At 66.0% G+C, this 16,884-nt stretch carries 14 protein-coding genes; 7 read left to right on the top strand and 7 right to left on the bottom strand.

Features of this window, described 5'->3' with window-relative positions:
• The first annotated feature begins 46 nt into the window (after positions 1-46).
• Both cimA and rarD read left to right on the top strand, forming a co-directional pair.
• Positions 47-1,666 (top strand): citramalate synthase, encoded by a 1,620-nt coding sequence (gene cimA, locus ACOQOU_RS15470; RefSeq protein ID WP_306024629.1) that lies wholly within the window; start codon positions 47-49, stop codon positions 1,664-1,666.
• The gene (gene rarD, locus ACOQOU_RS15475; RefSeq protein WP_109765856.1) at positions 1,663-2,607 is read left to right on the top strand and encodes an EamA family transporter RarD; all 945 of its coding nucleotides are present in this window, start codon (positions 1,663-1,665) and stop codon (positions 2,605-2,607) included. The genes cimA and rarD overlap by 4 nt, the downstream gene beginning before the upstream one ends.
• Before the next feature lies 1 nt (position 2,608).
• Here rarD and ACOQOU_RS15480 read toward each other — a convergent pair whose 3' ends face one another.
• A complete protein-coding gene (locus tag ACOQOU_RS15480) occupies positions 2,609-3,835 on the bottom strand; it encodes a glycerophosphodiester phosphodiesterase family protein (protein WP_306024630.1) in 1,227 nt (408 codons plus the stop codon).
• 86 nt (positions 3,836-3,921) lie between these two features.
• A complete protein-coding gene (locus tag ACOQOU_RS15485; RefSeq protein ID WP_306024631.1) occupies positions 3,922-4,521 on the bottom strand; it encodes a TIGR00730 family Rossman fold protein in 600 nt (199 codons plus the stop codon).
• A 145-nt stretch (positions 4,522-4,666) separates the two neighbouring features.
• On the opposite strand from ACOQOU_RS15485, the gene ACOQOU_RS15490 reads away from it, so the two are divergent.
• From ACOQOU_RS15490 to pssA, 5 genes are all read left to right on the top strand, one after another.
• Entirely contained in the window at positions 4,667-6,331 is a 1,665-nt protein-coding gene (locus ACOQOU_RS15490) for a LysM peptidoglycan-binding domain-containing protein (protein WP_306024632.1), read from the top strand.
• Positions 6,332-6,453: 122 nt separating this feature from the next.
• Complete coding sequence (locus ACOQOU_RS15495; protein ID WP_346433260.1) at positions 6,454-6,771, top strand: metalloregulator ArsR/SmtB family transcription factor; 318 nt, start codon at positions 6,454-6,456, stop codon at positions 6,769-6,771.
• Complete coding sequence (locus ACOQOU_RS15500; RefSeq protein ID WP_306024633.1) at positions 6,764-8,656, top strand: ABCB family ABC transporter ATP-binding protein/permease; 1,893 nt, start codon at positions 6,764-6,766, stop codon at positions 8,654-8,656. The genes ACOQOU_RS15495 and ACOQOU_RS15500 overlap by 8 nt, the downstream gene beginning before the upstream one ends.
• A gap of 72 nt (positions 8,657-8,728) precedes the next feature.
• On the top strand, positions 8,729-9,442 hold the full coding sequence (locus ACOQOU_RS15505; protein ID WP_306024870.1) for a phosphatidylserine decarboxylase: 714 nt from the start codon (positions 8,729-8,731) through the stop codon (positions 9,440-9,442).
• Positions 9,443-9,449: 7 nt separating this feature from the next.
• On the top strand, positions 9,450-10,298 hold the full coding sequence (gene pssA / locus ACOQOU_RS15510; protein WP_306024871.1) for a CDP-diacylglycerol--serine O-phosphatidyltransferase: 849 nt from the start codon (positions 9,450-9,452) through the stop codon (positions 10,296-10,298).
• On the opposite strand, the gene ACOQOU_RS15515 is transcribed toward pssA, so the two are convergent.
• The 5 genes from ACOQOU_RS15515 to radA form a co-directional block, all read right to left on the bottom strand.
• Positions 10,180-12,543, bottom strand: coding sequence for an AMP-binding protein (locus tag ACOQOU_RS15515; protein WP_420578739.1), 2,364 nt, complete (start codon positions 12,541-12,543; stop codon positions 10,180-10,182). The genes pssA and ACOQOU_RS15515 overlap by 119 nt on opposite strands.
• Positions 12,544-12,612: 69 nt before the next feature.
• Positions 12,613-13,365 (bottom strand): SDR family NAD(P)-dependent oxidoreductase, encoded by a 753-nt coding sequence (locus ACOQOU_RS15520; protein ID WP_109765861.1) that lies wholly within the window; start codon positions 13,363-13,365, stop codon positions 12,613-12,615.
• Between the two features lie 20 nt (positions 13,366-13,385).
• On the bottom strand, positions 13,386-14,861 hold the full coding sequence (gene purF / locus ACOQOU_RS15525) for an amidophosphoribosyltransferase (protein ID WP_306024634.1): 1,476 nt from the start codon (positions 14,859-14,861) through the stop codon (positions 13,386-13,388).
• Positions 14,858-15,382: a CvpA family protein gene (locus ACOQOU_RS15530; RefSeq protein ID WP_109765863.1), complete on the bottom strand. Its 525-nt coding sequence runs from the start codon at positions 15,380-15,382 to the stop codon at positions 14,858-14,860. Before ACOQOU_RS15530 ends, purF begins: the two co-directional genes overlap by 4 nt.
• 90 nt (positions 15,383-15,472) lie before the next feature.
• Entirely contained in the window at positions 15,473-16,882 is a 1,410-nt protein-coding gene (radA, locus tag ACOQOU_RS15535; RefSeq protein ID WP_306024635.1) for a DNA repair protein RadA, read from the bottom strand.
• Positions 16,883-16,884: the final 2 nt, after the last annotated feature.

Below are 16,884 nucleotides of genomic sequence, written 5' to 3' on the forward strand. Positions count from 1 at the left end.
GCTCGCCGTGCTCTACTACGCCGGGGTTTTCTGAACGAGGCCATCCATGCCCGCCCGCGATCGCATTTATCTGTTCGACACCACTCTCCGTGACGGCCAGCAGACGCCGGCCATCGATTTTTCGGTCGAGGACAAGATCACCATCGCGCGGCTGCTGGACGAGTTCGGCATCGACTATGTCGAGGGCGGCTATCCCGGCGCCAACCCCACCGACACGGCCTTTTTCGAGCGCAAGCGAACCAGCGACGCCGCTTTCGTCGCCTTCGGCATGACCAAACGCGCCGGCGTCTCGGCCTCAAACGACCCCGGCCTTGCCGCGCTGACGGGCGCTGCGGCGGACGCGGTCTGCTTTGTTGCCAAGGCGTGGGACTATCATGTCGATGTGGCGCTCGGCTGCTCGCTCGAGGAAAATCTGGACTCGATCCGCGACTCGGTCGCGGCCGCCATCTCTGCCGGGCGCGAGGCGATGGTCGATTGCGAGCATTTCTTCGACGGCTACAAGGCCAATCCGGACTATGCGCTGGATTGCGCCCGCGCCGCACTTGAGGCTCGCGCGCGCTGGATCGTCCTGTGCGACACCAATGGCGGAACCCAGCCGGGCGAAGTGCGTGCGATCACCCGTGCGGTCATCGAGGCCGGCGTTCCCGGCGACCGGCTTGGCATCCATGCCCATGACGACACCGGTCAGGCGGTCGCCAATTCGCTGGCCGCCATCGATGCGGGCGTGCGGCAGGTGCAGGGCACGCTGAACGGCATCGGCGAACGCTGCGGCAACGCCAATCTGGTCACGCTGATCGCCACGCTGGGGCTGAAGCCGGTCTGGTCGGAGCGCTTCGAGACCGGCATTTCAGGCGAAAACCTGGCCGGGCTGACGCGCCTGTCGCGGTCCTTTGACGAGTTGCTCAACCGGGCGCCGGACGCGCAGGCGCCCTATGTCGGCGCATCGGCCTTTGCCACCAAGGCCGGCATCCACGCCTCGGCCCTGGTCAAGGACCCCAAGACCTACGAGCACGTGCCTGCCGAATGCGTCGGCAACATGCGGCGTGTCATGGTCTCCGACCAGGGCGGCAAGTCCAACTTCATCAACGAGCTCAAGCGGCGCGGCATCGCCGTCGCCAAGGACGATCCGCGCCTCGACACGCTGATTGCCATCGTCAAGGAGCGCGAGGCGGACGGCTATGCCTATGAGGGGGCCGACGCCAGCTTCGAGCTTCTGGCCCGCAGGACGCTCGGCGAAGTGCCGGACTTCTTCGAGGTGGATTCGTTCCGCTGCGTGGTCGAACGCCGCCACAATGCGCGCGGCGCGCTGATCACGCTGTCCGAAGCGGTGGTCAAGCTGACGGTCGATGGCGAGCAGCGCATGTCGGTCGCCGAAGGGCAGGGGCCCGTCAACGCGCTCGATCTGGCGCTGCGCAAGGATCTGGGCAAGTACCAGGGCGAGATCGCCGATCTCGAACTGGTCGACTACAAGGTGCGCATTCTGAACGGCGGCACCGAGGCGATCACCCGCGTCCTGATCGAATCCACCGACATGACCGGCCGGCGCTGGTGGACGGTCGGCGTGTCCGACAACATCATCGATGCCTCCTTCCAGGCGCTGATGGATTCGATCACCTTCAAGCTGATGAAGAACAGGGGCACCGCCGGCCTGATGGCGGCGGAATGAGCGCTGACCGGCAGACTGGCGCCGGTTCGGGCACCGAACCCGCCGCCGGCTTTGCCTTTGCGCTCGGCGCGTTCCTCTTTTGGGGGCTTTTGCCTTTCTACATGAAGGCGGTCGACCATATGCCGGCCTGGGAAGTGGTGGCCCATCGCGTGATCTGGTCTGTGCCGGTGGCGGGCCTTCTTCTGATCCTGATGCGCCGCACCGCCGATCTGCGCGCCGCGCTGCGCGATCCGAAAACCCTTGCGCAGGCGGCGCTGACCGCCGGGCTCATCTCGATCAATTGGGGCGTCTATGTCTGGGCCATCGCCGCCGAACGCACGGTCGAGGCCGCGCTCGGCTATTACATCAACCCGCTTGTCAATGTGCTCCTGGCGACGGTGTTTCTCGGCGAACGGCTTAACCGGCTGCAGGCGCTGGCGGTCGGCTGTGCCGTCATCGCCGTCGCCATCCTGACAATGCGCGCGGGCGGCCTGCCATGGGTGTCGCTGACGCTGGCCTTTTCGTTCGGCCTTTACGCCTTTTTCCGCAAGACATTGCCGGTGGGCGCCTCGCAGGGGTTCATGCTCGAAGTGCTGCTTCTGTCGGTGCCCGGCCTTGCCATCGTCGTCTGGATGACCGCGCAGGGCACCGGCCATTTCGGCCTCACTGGATGGAGCGACATCTGGCTGTTGCTGCTTGCCGGACCGGTCACTGCGATCCCGCTGATCCTCTACGCCAACGGTGCCAAACTGCTGCGCTTCACGACGATCGGCGTGATGCAGTATCTGACGCCGACGCTGATCTTCCTGGTCGCGATCTTCATCTTCGGCGAGCCGTTCTCGTTCTGGCAGCTTGTCGCCTTCGGCTTCATCTGGGGCGCGCTCGCGCTTTACACCCTGTCGCTCTTTCAAAGCGCGCGCGCGGCCGCCCGGATCGTCGGACGCTCGCCGCCCGCCGCCTGATCTATTCCAGACCGAAACAGTTGGCGTAATAGGTGGTCGTTGCCGGCCAGTCCGAGAAGACGCCGACCACGCCGACAGCCTTGTGCAGCACATGCAGCAGGTTGAAGACGTCGCCGTCATTGTCGGTGACCTCGGCCACCGACTGATAGTACCAGCCGCCGCCATGGCGCAGGTTCCCCGAGCGCTCGACGGTCCATGCGATGATGTCGAGACCGGCCGCCTTGGCTTCCTCGGCCCAGACGGACGGAACCATGGCGCCATCACTGTCCACGGTGACGAGAACCCATGTCGGCGGCGCCACATGGTTGACGCCCATGGCCTTCAGTTCTTCCATCGTCTGCGGCCAGGTGGCCGGGTCCATCGGGTCCCATCCTTCGATCGCATAATGGTCGATCAGATAGACCGCCTGCGCGCCGAATTCCGGCTCGTTCTCGATCCAGTAGAGCACATCCTCGAGATTGAACGACTGCGCCCAGACCTCCGAAGCCGGTATTCCGGCGGCCTTGTATTCGTCGATCAGCTTTTGCGCGTAGTCCTGCTGGCTGAACCCGCCGAACGGCATCTCGACCGATGGCGTCTTCAGTTCGGGCGTGAACTTCGCACCGAGCGACGCGAACAGTTCGATCGATTCGGCATGCGTCATCAGCGTTGCGGGATCGGCGGCGTAAAGATCCGTGCGCCAGCCGGCCGTGCCGTCCAGATAGTCCTCGACCGTGGTTGCACTGCGGTTGGCGGCGTCCATCTTGGGCGTCAGGGTGCGGAACTGGTCGAGCGTGATCTCCGACGTGCGGCATTCGGCTCTCGCCGGCTGGCCGTTCGACGCCGGGGTGAACGGTGTAACGCACGTCGCGGCCAGATCGGTGGCCAGAATGTTGGTGGTCGTGTGCAGATCGTTCTGCGCGTGGCGGCAGACCAGTTCCTTGTCCATCGTGAAGGTCACGTCGCATTCAAGAATGCCAGCACCCATGCGCGCGGCGGCCCGGTTCGATTCGACCGTGTGCTCGGGGAACATCAAAGGCGCGCCGCGATGGCCGATCGACCAGTTCGAGCGCGTGAAGGGCCCCGATTGGCAGGCAGCCAGCGCTTCCTTGAGCGCGCCATCGTCCATATTGTCGATCAGGAAGAACGGCCGCGGCCCGAGTTGCACCGGTGTGTCGGCAAATCCGTCGGCGATGGCCGCACCCGTGGCGGCGGCGGCGAGAAGGGCGAGGGCGAGTTGGCGTGGCATGGCGGGCTCCGAAGGTGATGTTCGCCCTCAAAACCACACGTCGATGACATCCGTCTGTCAATGCAACGATGGAAGTCCGGCGGCGGTCAAAGCCTGCCGATCACCGCCGGGTCGCCCTCGGCGCCGTTGGCCGCGGCCAGCAGGGCGGGCACGATTTCGTCCACCGTATCGAGCACCAGCGGCCGGACCCGGTGCCCGGTGTGGATGAAGCCGCTGTCGCGCATGTGATCGAGCAGCGTGGTGAGGGGATTCCAGAAGCCGCCCATATTGGCCAGTACGATCGGCTTGGTGTGCCGGCCGAGCTGCGCCCAGGTCATGATCTCGATGACCTCCTCAAGCGTTCCGATGCCGCCGGGCAGCGTCACGAAGGCGTCCGACCGCTCGAACATGGCGTGTTTGCGCTCATGCATGTCTTCGGTGACGATCAGTTCGTCGAGCGTGCCGAGCGCGTCTTCGGTCGCCTCCTTGTGCATCAGGAACTTTGGAATGATGCCGGTGACCTTGCCGCCATTGTCCATCACGCCGCGCGAAACCGCGCCCATCAGTCCTTTGGTGCCGCCGCCATAGACGAGGCGCAGCCCGGCTGCCGCGATCGCAGCACCGAGCCGGTGGGCCGACCGGCCATAGTCGTCGTCGGTGCCGGGCGAGGAGCCGCTATAAACGCAAATCGATTGAATGTCGGTCATCGCCGATCTGTGGCGCGGGTGCGGGAAAAGGTCAAGCGGGCTGTGCCGGGCCCGCGTTTGCAGCCCCCGGCGAAACGGCCTAGATTGAACGCGTAAGATTCTGCGCACCGATTTGCGGGCGCCGGTGCGTCGTGGAGTGACATGGATGGCACACCCCTATGCGGGACTTTGGCTGTTTGGTGCCCTGACCGCCGGCACGGCGATCGCCTCGACGGCGGCCGTCGTCGATTTCGACGATGTTCGGCAGGCATGGCAGTCGCGCTTCGGCGCGCCCACTGAAACCGTCGCGACCGAGCCTTTGGAGCATCCGGCGCCGCAAACTGCCGGCGATGCCGGCACCCCCACCGAAGACGATACGCAACCGGTCGCCGACGCGGCGCCAGACGAAGTCTCACCGGACGCCGAAACGGGCACCGAGGTCGCGATGGTCGACCGGACGGCCGAACCGCCGACGCTTGGCGATCAGAGCATCTTGCCCGATGTCGCGACGCAACCTGACGAGATGCGGGACAATGGCGATGCAACGCTCGCCGCCGTCGTGCCCCGTTTCGATCTCTTGCGCGCCGAGCCGGACGGATCGCTGGTCATTGCGGGCTCCGGACCGGCCGGCGCGACCATGGAGATCATCGCCGGCAGCCGCACCATCGCGACGGCGACCGCCGGCCCAACGGGTGATTTCGCTGCCGTGCTCGACGAGCCGCTGGCCCCCGGCGACTATCAGATCGTGCTGCGGGCGACCGCGCCCGACGGGCTTGTGGTGACATCGCTCGAAACCGCCGTCGTCGCCATCCCCGAAGCCGGCTCCAACGAGGTTCTTGCGCTGGTCGAGGCGCCGGGCGAGGCATCGCGGCTGATCACCACGCCTGGTCCGCAGACGCCGGTGCTCGAGACCGTAACGCCCGAGCCGGAAACGGCTGCCGCGGCCGAAAGCGACACGCCTTTGACCGATGAGAGCGAGACGGCCGGCGCAACCGAGGAACCCGAAGGCGCGCCTACGGTCGAACTGGCCGCCTTGCCCGACACGGACGAACCGGCCGCCGTCTCCGCGCCGGAGCCAGCGGGCACCGCGCCAGACCTGCGCATCGAGGCCGTCGAAATCGACGGGGCGGAGCTTTTCGTGGCGGGCGCGGCAACCGCCGGAACGCGCCTGCGGCTTTATGCCAACGAGATGCTGCTCGGCGACACGACGTCCAGCGACGGCGGGCGCTTCCTGATTCAGGTGCGCCGTGACCTGCCGGTCGGCGACTACATCATCCGCGCCGATGCCATCGATCCGGTGTCGGGCGACGTGCTCAAGCGCGTCTCCGTGCCGTTCACGCGTCAGGCCGGCGAACGGCTGGCGGCGATTGCCGTCGCGCCCTCGGCGCGCCTGCCTGCCTCACCGCCCACCGTGCCTTTCGACGCGTTGGCGCCTGAGAAGCCGGCGGACGAGACGGCAAGCCTCGATGCGCCATCCGGTTCGGCCGGCGACGAGGCTGCGCAACCCGCCGACCGTGCGACAGGTTCTACAGCCGTGCCGCAGGCACTCGGCGTGCTGCAGGGGCCGCCGCCAATCGACACCGCGCCGGCCGAAATATCCGGCGGACTGGTGCCCACCGGTCAGTCGGTGATCATCCGCCGCGGCGACACGCTGTGGCAGATATCGCGGCGGGTTTACGGCCAGGGCGTCAAATACACGACCATCTATCTGGCGAACGAAGAGCAGATATCCGATCCGGACCGCATCTGGCCGGGCCAGGTGTTCGCCGTGCCGGACGAGGCGCGTGCCGATGCCGAGGACGTGCACCGGCAATTGCGAAGCGCCAACTGACGTTTCGCTGCGGACGGTCCGGTTGAGCCCGCCAGAATCCGCTGGCGCATGCCCTGTTCATCGTTTATCGTCGATTGGCGATGACCAAGTGTGCTCCGGCCCCGGCCCGCGACGATCAGATCTTGGCGCGGCAGCTTGCTGCACTGGCCCATCCCGTGCGGCTGACCATCCTGCGCGCGCTTGCCTGTTCGGAAAGGAGCTGCTGCAAGGATGTGGTCGATCGTCTGCCGCTCGCCCAGTCCACCGTTTCGCAACATCTCAAGGTCCTGGCCGAGGCCGGTCTGGTCAAGGTCGACCGCCGCCGTCCCCATTCCCATTACCGTCTCGACAGGGAGGCGCTTGCGGGGCTGTGTATGCGCCTTTCCGACTTTTCCGGCGAGTGCCTGTCGCCGGCCGATACGATGTCTGCACCCGATTTGAAAGAAACGCCTTTTGTCTGACAAGACCGTCTCCGCCGACAGCGGCGCCACGCTGCGCACAATCCTCAACCTGTGGCCCTATATGTGGCCCGATGGCCGGCCCGACCTGAAGGCCCGCGTCCTGTGGGCGCTGCTTTACCTGCTGCTCGCCAAGCTGGTCCTGATGCTGGTGCCCTTCGGCTTCAAATGGGCGACGGACGCGCTCAATGGCGAACTGACGGCGGCCGACTGGATCCCGGCAGCGCTTTTGGCGCCGATCATGCTGGTCGTCGCCTACAATGTCTTCCGCATCGTCAATGTGGCGTTCAACCAGTTGCGCGACGCGCTGTTCGCCCGTGTCGGCCAGCATGCGGTGCGCCAACTGGCCTACAAGACCTTCGTGCACATGCACGCCCTGTCGCTGCGCTTTCATCTCGAGCGCCGCACCGGCGGCCTGTCGCGCATCATCGAGCGCGGCACCAAGGGCATCGAGGCGATCGTCCGCTTCACCATCCTGAACACCGCCCCGACGATCATCGAGTTCGGCCTGATCGCGATCGTTTTCGGCTTTGCCTATGGCTGGGAGTATGTCGCGGTCACCGCGGCGACGGTTGCCGCCTATTCGGTGTTCACGGTGCGCGCGTCGGACTGGCGCATCCAGATCCGGCGCGACATGAACAATTCGGACACCGACGCCAACACCAAGGCGATCGATTCCCTGCTCAATTTCGAGACGGTGAAATATTTCGGCAACGAGCGGATGGAGGCCGAACGCTACGACCGCTCCATGGCCGGCTACGAGCATTCGGCGACCAAGGTCTGGACGTCGCTCGGCTGGCTCAATTTCGGCCAGGGCGTTATCTTCGGCATCGGCCTTCTGGTGATGATGGCCATGTCGGCGCGCGCCGTCCAGGCCGGCGAGCAGACGATCGGCGACTTCGTCTTCATCAACGCCATGCTGATGCAGCTCTCCGTGCCGCTCAACTTCATCGGCTTCATCTACCGCGAGATCCGGCAGGGGCTGACCGACATCGAGCAGATGTTCGATCTGCTCGATGTCGAAGCGGAGGTGACCGACCGCCCCGATGCCCAGCCTCTCGCCATCGCCGACGGCGCCATCCGCTTCGAGGACGTTCAGTTCGCCTATGACCCCGACCGGCCGATCCTCAAGGGCATTTCGTTCGATGTGCCGGCGGGAAAGACCGTGGCCATTGTCGGCCCTTCCGGCGCCGGCAAGTCGACCATCTCGCGGCTGCTCTTCCGCTTTTACGACGTGCAGGACGGCGCGGTGACGATCGACGGTCAGGATGTGCGCGCGGTCACGCAGGAATCGCTGCGCGCGGCGATCGGCATGGTTCCCCAGGACACGGTCCTTTTCAACGACACGATCGCCTACAACATCCGCTACGGCCGTCCCGATGCGACCGACGAGGAAGTCGAAAAAGCGGCCGAAATGGCGCAGATCGGCCCGTTCATCGAGGGATTGCCGCAGGGGTTCCGGACGATGGTCGGCGAACGCGGCCTGAAATTGTCGGGCGGCGAAAAGCAGCGCGTCGCCATCGCCCGCACGATCCTCAAGGCGCCGCCGATCCTGATCCTCGACGAGGCGACATCGGCGCTCGACACGGCCACCGAACAGGAAATCCAGTCCTCGCTCGATCTGGTTTCCAGGGGCCGGACGACGCTGGTCATCGCGCATCGCCTTTCAACGGTGATCGGCGCCGACGAGATCATCGTGCTGCGCGACGGACAGATCGCCGAAAGGGGTCGCCATGCCGACCTTTTGGGCATTCCCGATGGGCTCTATGCGCAGATGTGGGCGCGCCAGTCCGAGGCGATCGAGGCCGAGGCCCGCTTGCGCGCGGCCCGCGAGGCCGACGAGTTGGGCATCATCGAGCGCAAGGCGCCCGCCGCGCCGGCGGAGTAGGCGTCACACAATGGGCGGCACGCGCGTCTTGCGCGCGCCGTCCGCACGCCATATGTCCGTGCCACAACACCCATTCCGGATGCCGCCATGAGCCTGCTCGACACCGTGACCAAAGCCTTCGTCCCCGTGCGGCGCGAGGGCTGGCCTTTCGTCGGCGCGTTCTTCGCAGCCGCCGTCGTCCTCGGCCTGATCTGGGATCCGCTGTTCTGGATCGGCCTGGCGCTGACCGGCTGGTGCGCATATTTTTTTCGAGATCCGCAACGCGTCACGCCGCTTGACGATGACATCGTCGTCAGCCCCGCCGACGGCGTCGTCTCGGCGATCGGACCGGCCGTGCCGCCTGCCGAACTCGGTCTGGGCGATGCGGAGCGCACGCGCATCTCGGTCTTCATGAACGTCTTTTCGGTGCATGTGAACCGGGCACCCGTGCGCGGCCGGATCACGACGCTCGCCTATAAGCCCGGCAAGTTCCTGAACGCCGATCTCGACAAGGCCAGCCGCGAGAACGAGCGCAACGGCTTTGTCTTCGACAGCCCGCACGGCGCCGTCGCCGCCGTCCAGGTGGCCGGGCTGGTGGCGCGGCGGATCATCTCCTTCTGCGAGGAGGGCGAGGAACTGGGCGCCGGCGAACGGATCGGCCTGATCCGCTTTGGCTCGCGCGTCGATGTCTATCTGCCGCCGGAGGCGACGCCGCAGGTGTTCGCCGGACAGATGGCTGTGGCGGGCGAGACTGTCATCGCCGCCTACGGACGGCCGCGCCCCGCGCCCGTTACGCGGGTCTCCTGACATGTCGATGGACGATGCCTTTCCGCCGTTCGAGCCCGACGGCCCCAAGAACGAGCGCGAAAATGGCGATGAGGCCACACGGCGGCGCCTGCGGGAAGTGCCGCTGCGCTTCGTTCTGCCCAACATCATCACGGTCCTGGCGATCTGCGCCGGTCTGTCCGCGGTGCGCATGGCGTTCGAGCAGCGCTTTGACGCTGCCATCGGGCTGATCCTTCTGGCCGCGGTTCTGGACGGTCTGGACGGGCGCATGGCGCGGCTCGTCAAGGGGACCTCCAGGTTCGGCGCCGAAATGGATTCGCTGGCCGATGCGGTCAATTTCGGCGTCGTCCCGGCACTTGTTCTCTACATCTTCGTGCTCGACGAGGCCGCCCAGTTCGGCTGGATCGCGGCGCTCCTGTACGTCATCGCCTGTACGCTGCGGCTCGCCCGCTTCAACGTGATGGCCGGCGACGTGAACCGGCCCAAATGGCAGCAGGGCTATTTCGTCGGCGTTCCGGCGCCCGGCGCTGCGCTGGTCGTGCTGCTGCCGGTCTATCTGGGCTTTCTGGGGTTCTCGCCCGACTGGTTCACCGCCTCGATGGTCTCGCTCTACACCATCGTCATCGCCTTTCTGATGGTCTCGAACCTGCCCGTCTGGTCGGGCAAGACGCTGGGCGCGCGCATTCCGCGCACCGCCGTCATGCCGCTCATCCTGACGATTGTGCTCTATGTGGCGGCGCTTGCCAATTTCACCTGGCTCACGCTGACTTTTTCCGCGCTCGCCTATTTGGCTTTTTTGCCGTTTTCGCTGCGTCTTTGGCGGCGTCAGGCGCATCGTCATTCGACTTCCGGTTCCGGCCCGAGCCAACCCGGCTGATCCGCCTGAGCAGCGCCATCACCCGTTCCTGCGTCGTCACATAGTCTGTCTTGCCCGAGCCGAGCACGGGTATGTCGTCCATCGGCACGATGTCGGACGGAACCATCAGCTTGGTCATGCCCTCGGCCTGCGTCTTTTCGGCGATGCGCTGCCGGTCGGCGTCCCGGGTGGTTGTCGCAAGCACGATCTTTTCGCCCTTGCGCCGGTCGGCGACCGAAAGCGCGGCGTGCCGGTCGGCCGGCCAGAGCGACTGCACCAGCATCTCGACGGCGCCCAGCGACACCATCTCGCCGCCGATCTTGGCAAAGCGCTTGGCCCGCCCGCGCACCTCGATGAAGCCTTCATGGTCGATATGGACGATGTCGCCCGTGTCGTACCAGCCATCTTCGAGCGGTTGCAGTTCGCCGGGCCGGTCTGCTTTCAGATAGCCCAGCATCACATTCGGGCCCTGCACCCACATGCGGAAGCCGCCCTCGATGCCCTCGACCGGTTCGAGCCGGATCGCGATGCCGGGCAGGGCGCGTCCGACGGTCCCCAGCCGGCTGTGTGTCGCCGAGTTGACCGCGACGACGGGCGAGGCTTCGGTCATGCCGTAGCCTTCCAGAATATGGCAATCGAACCGGCTTCTGTAGACCTCCTCGGTCTCATGCTTGACCGCCTCGGCCCCGGCGACGACGAAGCGCAGAGAGGCGAAGTCGGTGTCCTTGGCGGTGCGCGCATAACCGGCCAGGAAGGTGTCCGTGCCGAACATGATGGTCGGCTGCACGCGAGCCGCCACCTGCGGGATCAGCTTGTAGTGCAGCGGGGAAGGGTAAAGGAACAGCCGCACGCCGTAGAGCAGCGGCAGCACCATGCCGCCGGTCAGGCCGAACGAGTGGAACAGCGGCAGCACGTTGAACAGGCTGTCCTCGACCGAGATGGAAACGCGCGCCTCCGACTGCGCCGCATTGACCACCAGGTTGCGGTGCGACAGGACCACGCCCTTGGGCGAGCCCTCGGTACCCGAGGTGAACAGCACCACCGCCGGTTCGCCGGCCCTGGTCTCCGCGATCGGTCGGGACCACAGCGCTGCGGCCGACAGTTTTTCGGGCAGCGTGACCGTTTCGCGCATTTCTTCCAGCCAGATGATCTTGGTGCCGTTTTCCTCGATCGCGACGACCAGCGGTTGCAGGTCCGCCTTTTCGATGAAGGCGCGTGACGACAGGACCGTGCGGATCTTCGCGGTGTTGATCGCCGAGACCACATTGGCCGGTCCGGCGGTGTAGTTCAGCATCGCCGCCACCCGGCCGGCCGACTGCAGCGCGAAGAAGGTGACCACCGCGCCATTTGCGTTGGGCAGCAGCACGCCCATCACCTCGCCCGGCGCCGACATGGCGGCGAACCGCTTTGCGAGCACGCGCGCGCCGATCAGGACCCGCTTGTAAGCGAGCGCGCCGGTGACCGCGTCCTCGACGATCACCCGGCTTGGCCCGTAGGTGCGTGCCGCCAGAACCAGCGCGCCGAACAGGGTCTGCGCAGGGTCGGTCGATGTGAAGCGCAGTTCGGCCATGCGGTCGAACAGAGCGTTGGCGGGCGTCGTCATGTCCCTTCCGCGCATGGCGACGATCTCGCCAATCGTCGCGGGCGCGAGCGTATGCATGGTCAGGCGCGGGAACCATTGGCGCGGCGCTTTTTCGGCCGGCGTCAAAGAGGACCGCAGGAAGCGGGCATTGCGGACGGTCAGCGGCACGATTTTCGCGCCTGTCTTTCGCGCCAGAAGCGCCACGGCCCGGTAGAGGCGAAACGCGTCGGCATCTGGCTCGACCGCTTCGGGAAAATAGACCGCCAGCCGGCCCTTGCCCTTGAGGTGCCTGACGAGGCGCCGGTTGGCGATCATCCGCTCCTTGTCGAAGATCACCGACTTGGCCAGCGGCCGGCACGCCTCCACCGCCCAATGGCCGGCCGAGGCGGGATCGAGAATGTGCAGCGTATCGTCGGGCAGCGCGGCCAGAAACAGCGCCGCATCGAGCCTGGCCTGCTCGGAAATCGCGTAGATCACCGGCCCTTCGGCCGCGCCCGCCGCGCGGACGGCCCGTGCGTCGAGCCGATGAGACAGCGCGGGCAGGGCAAGCGCCAGCGCCTGCCGCATGCTCACGCCGGTACGGCTTTTTTCTCGCATCGCGAGCCCGCCGAGCAGCGCCGCAAGCACGGCAATCGCGACCAGCGCCCACACCATGTCGGCTCCTCCCGTGATGACCGGCGGCATCAGGCAATCACGTTAGCGCAATGGGAGTTGACGTCAATCGCGCCTGACCGTGGTCTCGGCGAAGCTGGTTCAAAGCGGCGTGGGCAGCGCCGCATCGGTCCACGTGTCGGTCGGCACGTCGAAGATCTTGCCCGTATGGGTCAGATCCTTGGCCGCCATCGGCACGATCTTCGCCGCCGTCTGCGCCGGCGTCGGCAGGCTTTCGGGCTTTTCGCCGGGCACGGCCTGAGCCCGCATCGCGGTCCGCGTCGGGCCGGGATTGACCAGATTGATGCGCATCGGCCCCTTGGCGTTCTCAGCCGCCCAGACCCGCGTCAGCATGTCGATGGCAGCCTTCGATGTCGCATAGCCACCCCAATAGGGTTTGACCTTGTGGGCGACCGACGACGACACGACGATCGCGCGACCGGCCTCGGACAGCCGCAGCAGCGGATCGACCGAGCGGATCATGCGCCAGGTGGCGGTGACGTTGACCGTCATGACCGCTTCGAAATCCTTGGCCTTCATCTGCCCGACGGGCGTCAGCGCGCCCAGGATGCCGGCATTGGCAACCAGAATGTCGAGCTTGCCCCAGCGCTCGGCAATCACCCCGCCCAACCGGTCGATCGCCTCCAGATCCTTGAGATCGAGCGGCACCAGCGTTGCTTCGCCCCCGGCCGCCTTGATCTTGTCGTCCAGTTCCTCGAGCCCGCCGACCGTCCGCGCGACGGCGATCACATGGGCGCCAGCCGCCGCCATCTGCAGAGCGATCTCGTAGCCGATGCCGCGCGAGGCACCCGTCACAAGAGCGAGCTTGCCGGTAAGGTCTGGCGTTGACGTCATGGAGCGTTTTCCGGATCGGGTCAGGCGTTGGGGTTGGCCAGAAGCGACAGTTTGCGCACATTGTCCGGCCCCTCATGGTCGAGCAGCCGTGTCGGATAGGCGCCGGTGAAGCAGGCATCGCAAAAGCGCGGCGCGTCATGATCCCGTCCGGCCTCGCCGACGGCGCGGTAAAGCCCGTCAATGGTCAGGAATTCGAGCGAATCGACGCGGATGAACTGCGCCATTTCGGCGACCGACATGCGCGAGGCGAGCAGTTTCGACGTCTCGGGCGTGTCGACGCCATAATAGCACGACGACATGGTCGGCGGCGACGCAATGCGCATATGCACCTCGCGCGCGCCGGCATCGCGAACCATCTGCACGATCTTCTGGCTGGTCGTGCCGCGCACGATCGAATCGTCGACGAGGACCACCGAGCGCCCTTCGAGCACGGACGGGTTGGCATTGTGCTTGAGCTTGACGCCCATGTGGCGGATCGAGTCCGTCGGCTGGATGAAGGTGCGGCCGACATAATGGTTGCGGATGATACCGAGTTCGAACGGCAGTCCGGCGCCCTGCGCGAAACCGACCGCGGCCGGCACGCCGCTGTCGGGAACCGGCACGACGATATCGGCGCCTACCGGTGCCTCTCGCGCCAGCTCCATGCCGATTCGCTTGCGGACTTCATAGACGTTGCGGCCCTCGACGCGGCTGTCGGGGCGCGAGAAATAGACATATTCGAAGATGCAGAAGCGCGGTTTCTGCTCGCCCCACGGGAAATGGCTCTCAATGCCTTTTTCGGTGATGACGATGACTTCACCCGGCTCGACGTCGCGCACATGACGCGCGCCCATGATGTCCAGCGCGCAGGTCTCCGAGGCGAGGATCCACGACCCGTCGAGATCGCCCAGAACGAGCGGCCTTATGCCGAGCGTATCGCGGCAGCCGATCATCTTCTTGGACGACAGGGCGACCAGAGAAAACGCGCCTTCGAGCTGGCCGACCGCATCGCAGAAGCGGGCGAGCAGATCCTTTTCCTCGCTGGTGGCGACCAGATGCAGAATGGTTTCGGTATCCGAGGTCGACGAGAAGATCGCGCCTTTTCGTTGAAGGTTGCGCTGCACGGTCAGCGCATTGGTGATGTTGCCATTATGGGCGATGGCCAACCCGCCGCCGTCCAGTTCGGCGAACAAAGGCTGGACATTGCGCAGCCCCGCGCCGCCGGTCGTCGCATAGCGCGTATGGCCGATGGAACGGTCGCCGGGCAGACGCGCCAGCACCGACGGCTTGGTGAAATTGTCGCCGATCAGGCCGACATGGCGCTCGACGTGGAACTGCGTGCCGTCGAACGACACGATGCCCGCCGCTTCCTGGCCGCGATGCTGGAGCGCATGCAGGCCGAGCGTCGTGAACGAGGCCGCATCCGCGCGCCCGAAAATGCCGAACACGCCGCATTCGTCGTGGAAATGATCGTCCGTTTCGTCGGCCTCGGCGACGCTGTCGGCGCGATTGGTCATGTGTCGGTGGTTTCGGCGGTTTCGCCGCCGGGCACGACCGCTCCCAGATCGTCCGGCAGCAGGTCGACCAGCGATTGGGCCACCTGGTCGAGGAACGGCTTGGATTTGGCGTTGTCGATCCAGGCAATCTCCTGGTCGCCGACAAAGAAGTTGATGAACCAGATGGCGACGGCGGCGACGATCACGCCCCGTGCGGCGCCGAACACGAAGCCGAGCGACCGGTCGAGCGGGCCGATCCGGCTGTCGATGATCATGTCGGCGATGCGCATGGTGATCAGCGTGACCACGATCAGCGCGATCAGGAAGATCAGACCGGCGGCGACGAGCTGGGCAATCAGTTCGTTGTCGACATAATTCTGCACATAGGGTGTCAGCGTCCGGTAGAACAGGAAGGCGGCCACCGCGGCGGCAACCCATGAGCCGATCGACAGCACTTCGCGGGAAAAGCCGCGCACCATGGCGAGCACGGCCGAAATCAGCACCAGGCCGAGGAACAGTCCGTCAAGAAGCGTGATGGGCATGGTCTGGTGTCTCTTTGCGGGCTGTCGTGTGTGTTTTGTGTGAGCGCAGAGCAGCGGCCTTCAATGTCTTGCCGTGTTCGGCGTGTGTGCTCAAGCCTGCCGGTCCTGGTCGGCTTCGCGCGAAAGCTGTTTTCCACCGGCGATGCGCGCGACAAGGTCCATCAGCGTTTCCATTTCATGCAAACCATCGCGTGCCGTTTCTGCCTCGCCGCCGGCCAGCGGCAGCACCGCTTCGCCAAAGCCCAGCTTCTCGGCTTCCTTGAGCCGGTTTGCGGCATGCGGCACCGGCCGGACGGCACCCGACAGGCTGATTTCGCCGAAATAGACGCTTGTCGCTGACAGGGCAAGCCCGGCCAGCGACGAGACGAGCGCCGCGGCAACGGCAAGGTCCGCCGCCGGCTCCGAAATCCGATAGCCGCCGGCAACATTCAGATAGACATCGTGCTGGCCAAGCCGCACCCCGCAATGGGCCTCCAGCACGGCGATCACCATGGCAAGGCGGGCCGAATCCCAGCCCACCACGGCGCGGCGCGGCGTGCCCAAAGATGTCGGCGCGCACAGCGCCTGGATTTCCACCAGGACCGTCCGCGTGCCCTCCATGGCCGCGAACACCGCCGCGCCCGGCGCCTTGCCCGACCGCTCGCCCAAGAACAGTTCGGACGGGTTGGGCACCTGGCGCAGGCCGCTCTGGCCCATCTCGAAGACGCCGATCTCGTCGGTCGGCCCGAACCGGTTCTTGATCGCGCGCAGGATGCGATACTGGTGTGCGCCATCGCCCTCGAAATGCAGAACGGCATCGACCATGTGTTCGACGACGCGCGGGCCGGCGATCTGGCCGTCCTTGGTCACATGGCCGACGAGCACCACCGCCGCGCCGGTCGATTTGGCATATCGGATCATCGCCTGTGCCGACGCGCGCACCTGCGTCACCGTACCCGGCGCGCTTTCGACGCTTTCGGTCCACAGCGTCTGCACCGAGTCGAGGATAACGAGATCGGGCCGCTTCTCCGAAGCATCGAGCGTCGCGAGGATATCCTCGACATTGGTTTCGGCGGCCAGCTGAACGTCGCTGTCGGCCGCGCCGAGCCGCTGGGCGCGCAGGCGCACCTGCGCCACCGCCTCCTCGCCCGACACATAGATCACCGAATGGCCGGCGCGGGCGAGGGCGGCTGCGGCCTGCATCAGAAGCGTCGACTTGCCGATCCCCGGATCGCCGCCAAGCAAAAGCGCCGAGCCGCGCACGATGCCGCCGCCGGTCACCCGATCCAGCTCGCCGACGCGCGAAATGATGCGCGGCGCGTCCTCGCTTTCTCCGGAGAGCGGCACCAGCGCAACGGGGCGCCCCTTGCGCAGCTTGCGGTTAGGCCCGCCGCCGATCCCCGCGGTGGGGTTTTCCTCGACGATCGTGTTCCATTCGCCGCACGCATCGCACTTGCCCGACCAGCGGGCGTGAACGGTGCCGCAATTCTGGCAGATGAATTGTGTGCGGGGCTTGGCCAAGG

This window comes from Oceaniradius stylonematis (assembly GCF_965223445.1).
Classification (GTDB): domain Bacteria; phylum Pseudomonadota; class Alphaproteobacteria; order Rhizobiales; family Rhizobiaceae; genus Roseitalea; species Roseitalea stylonematis.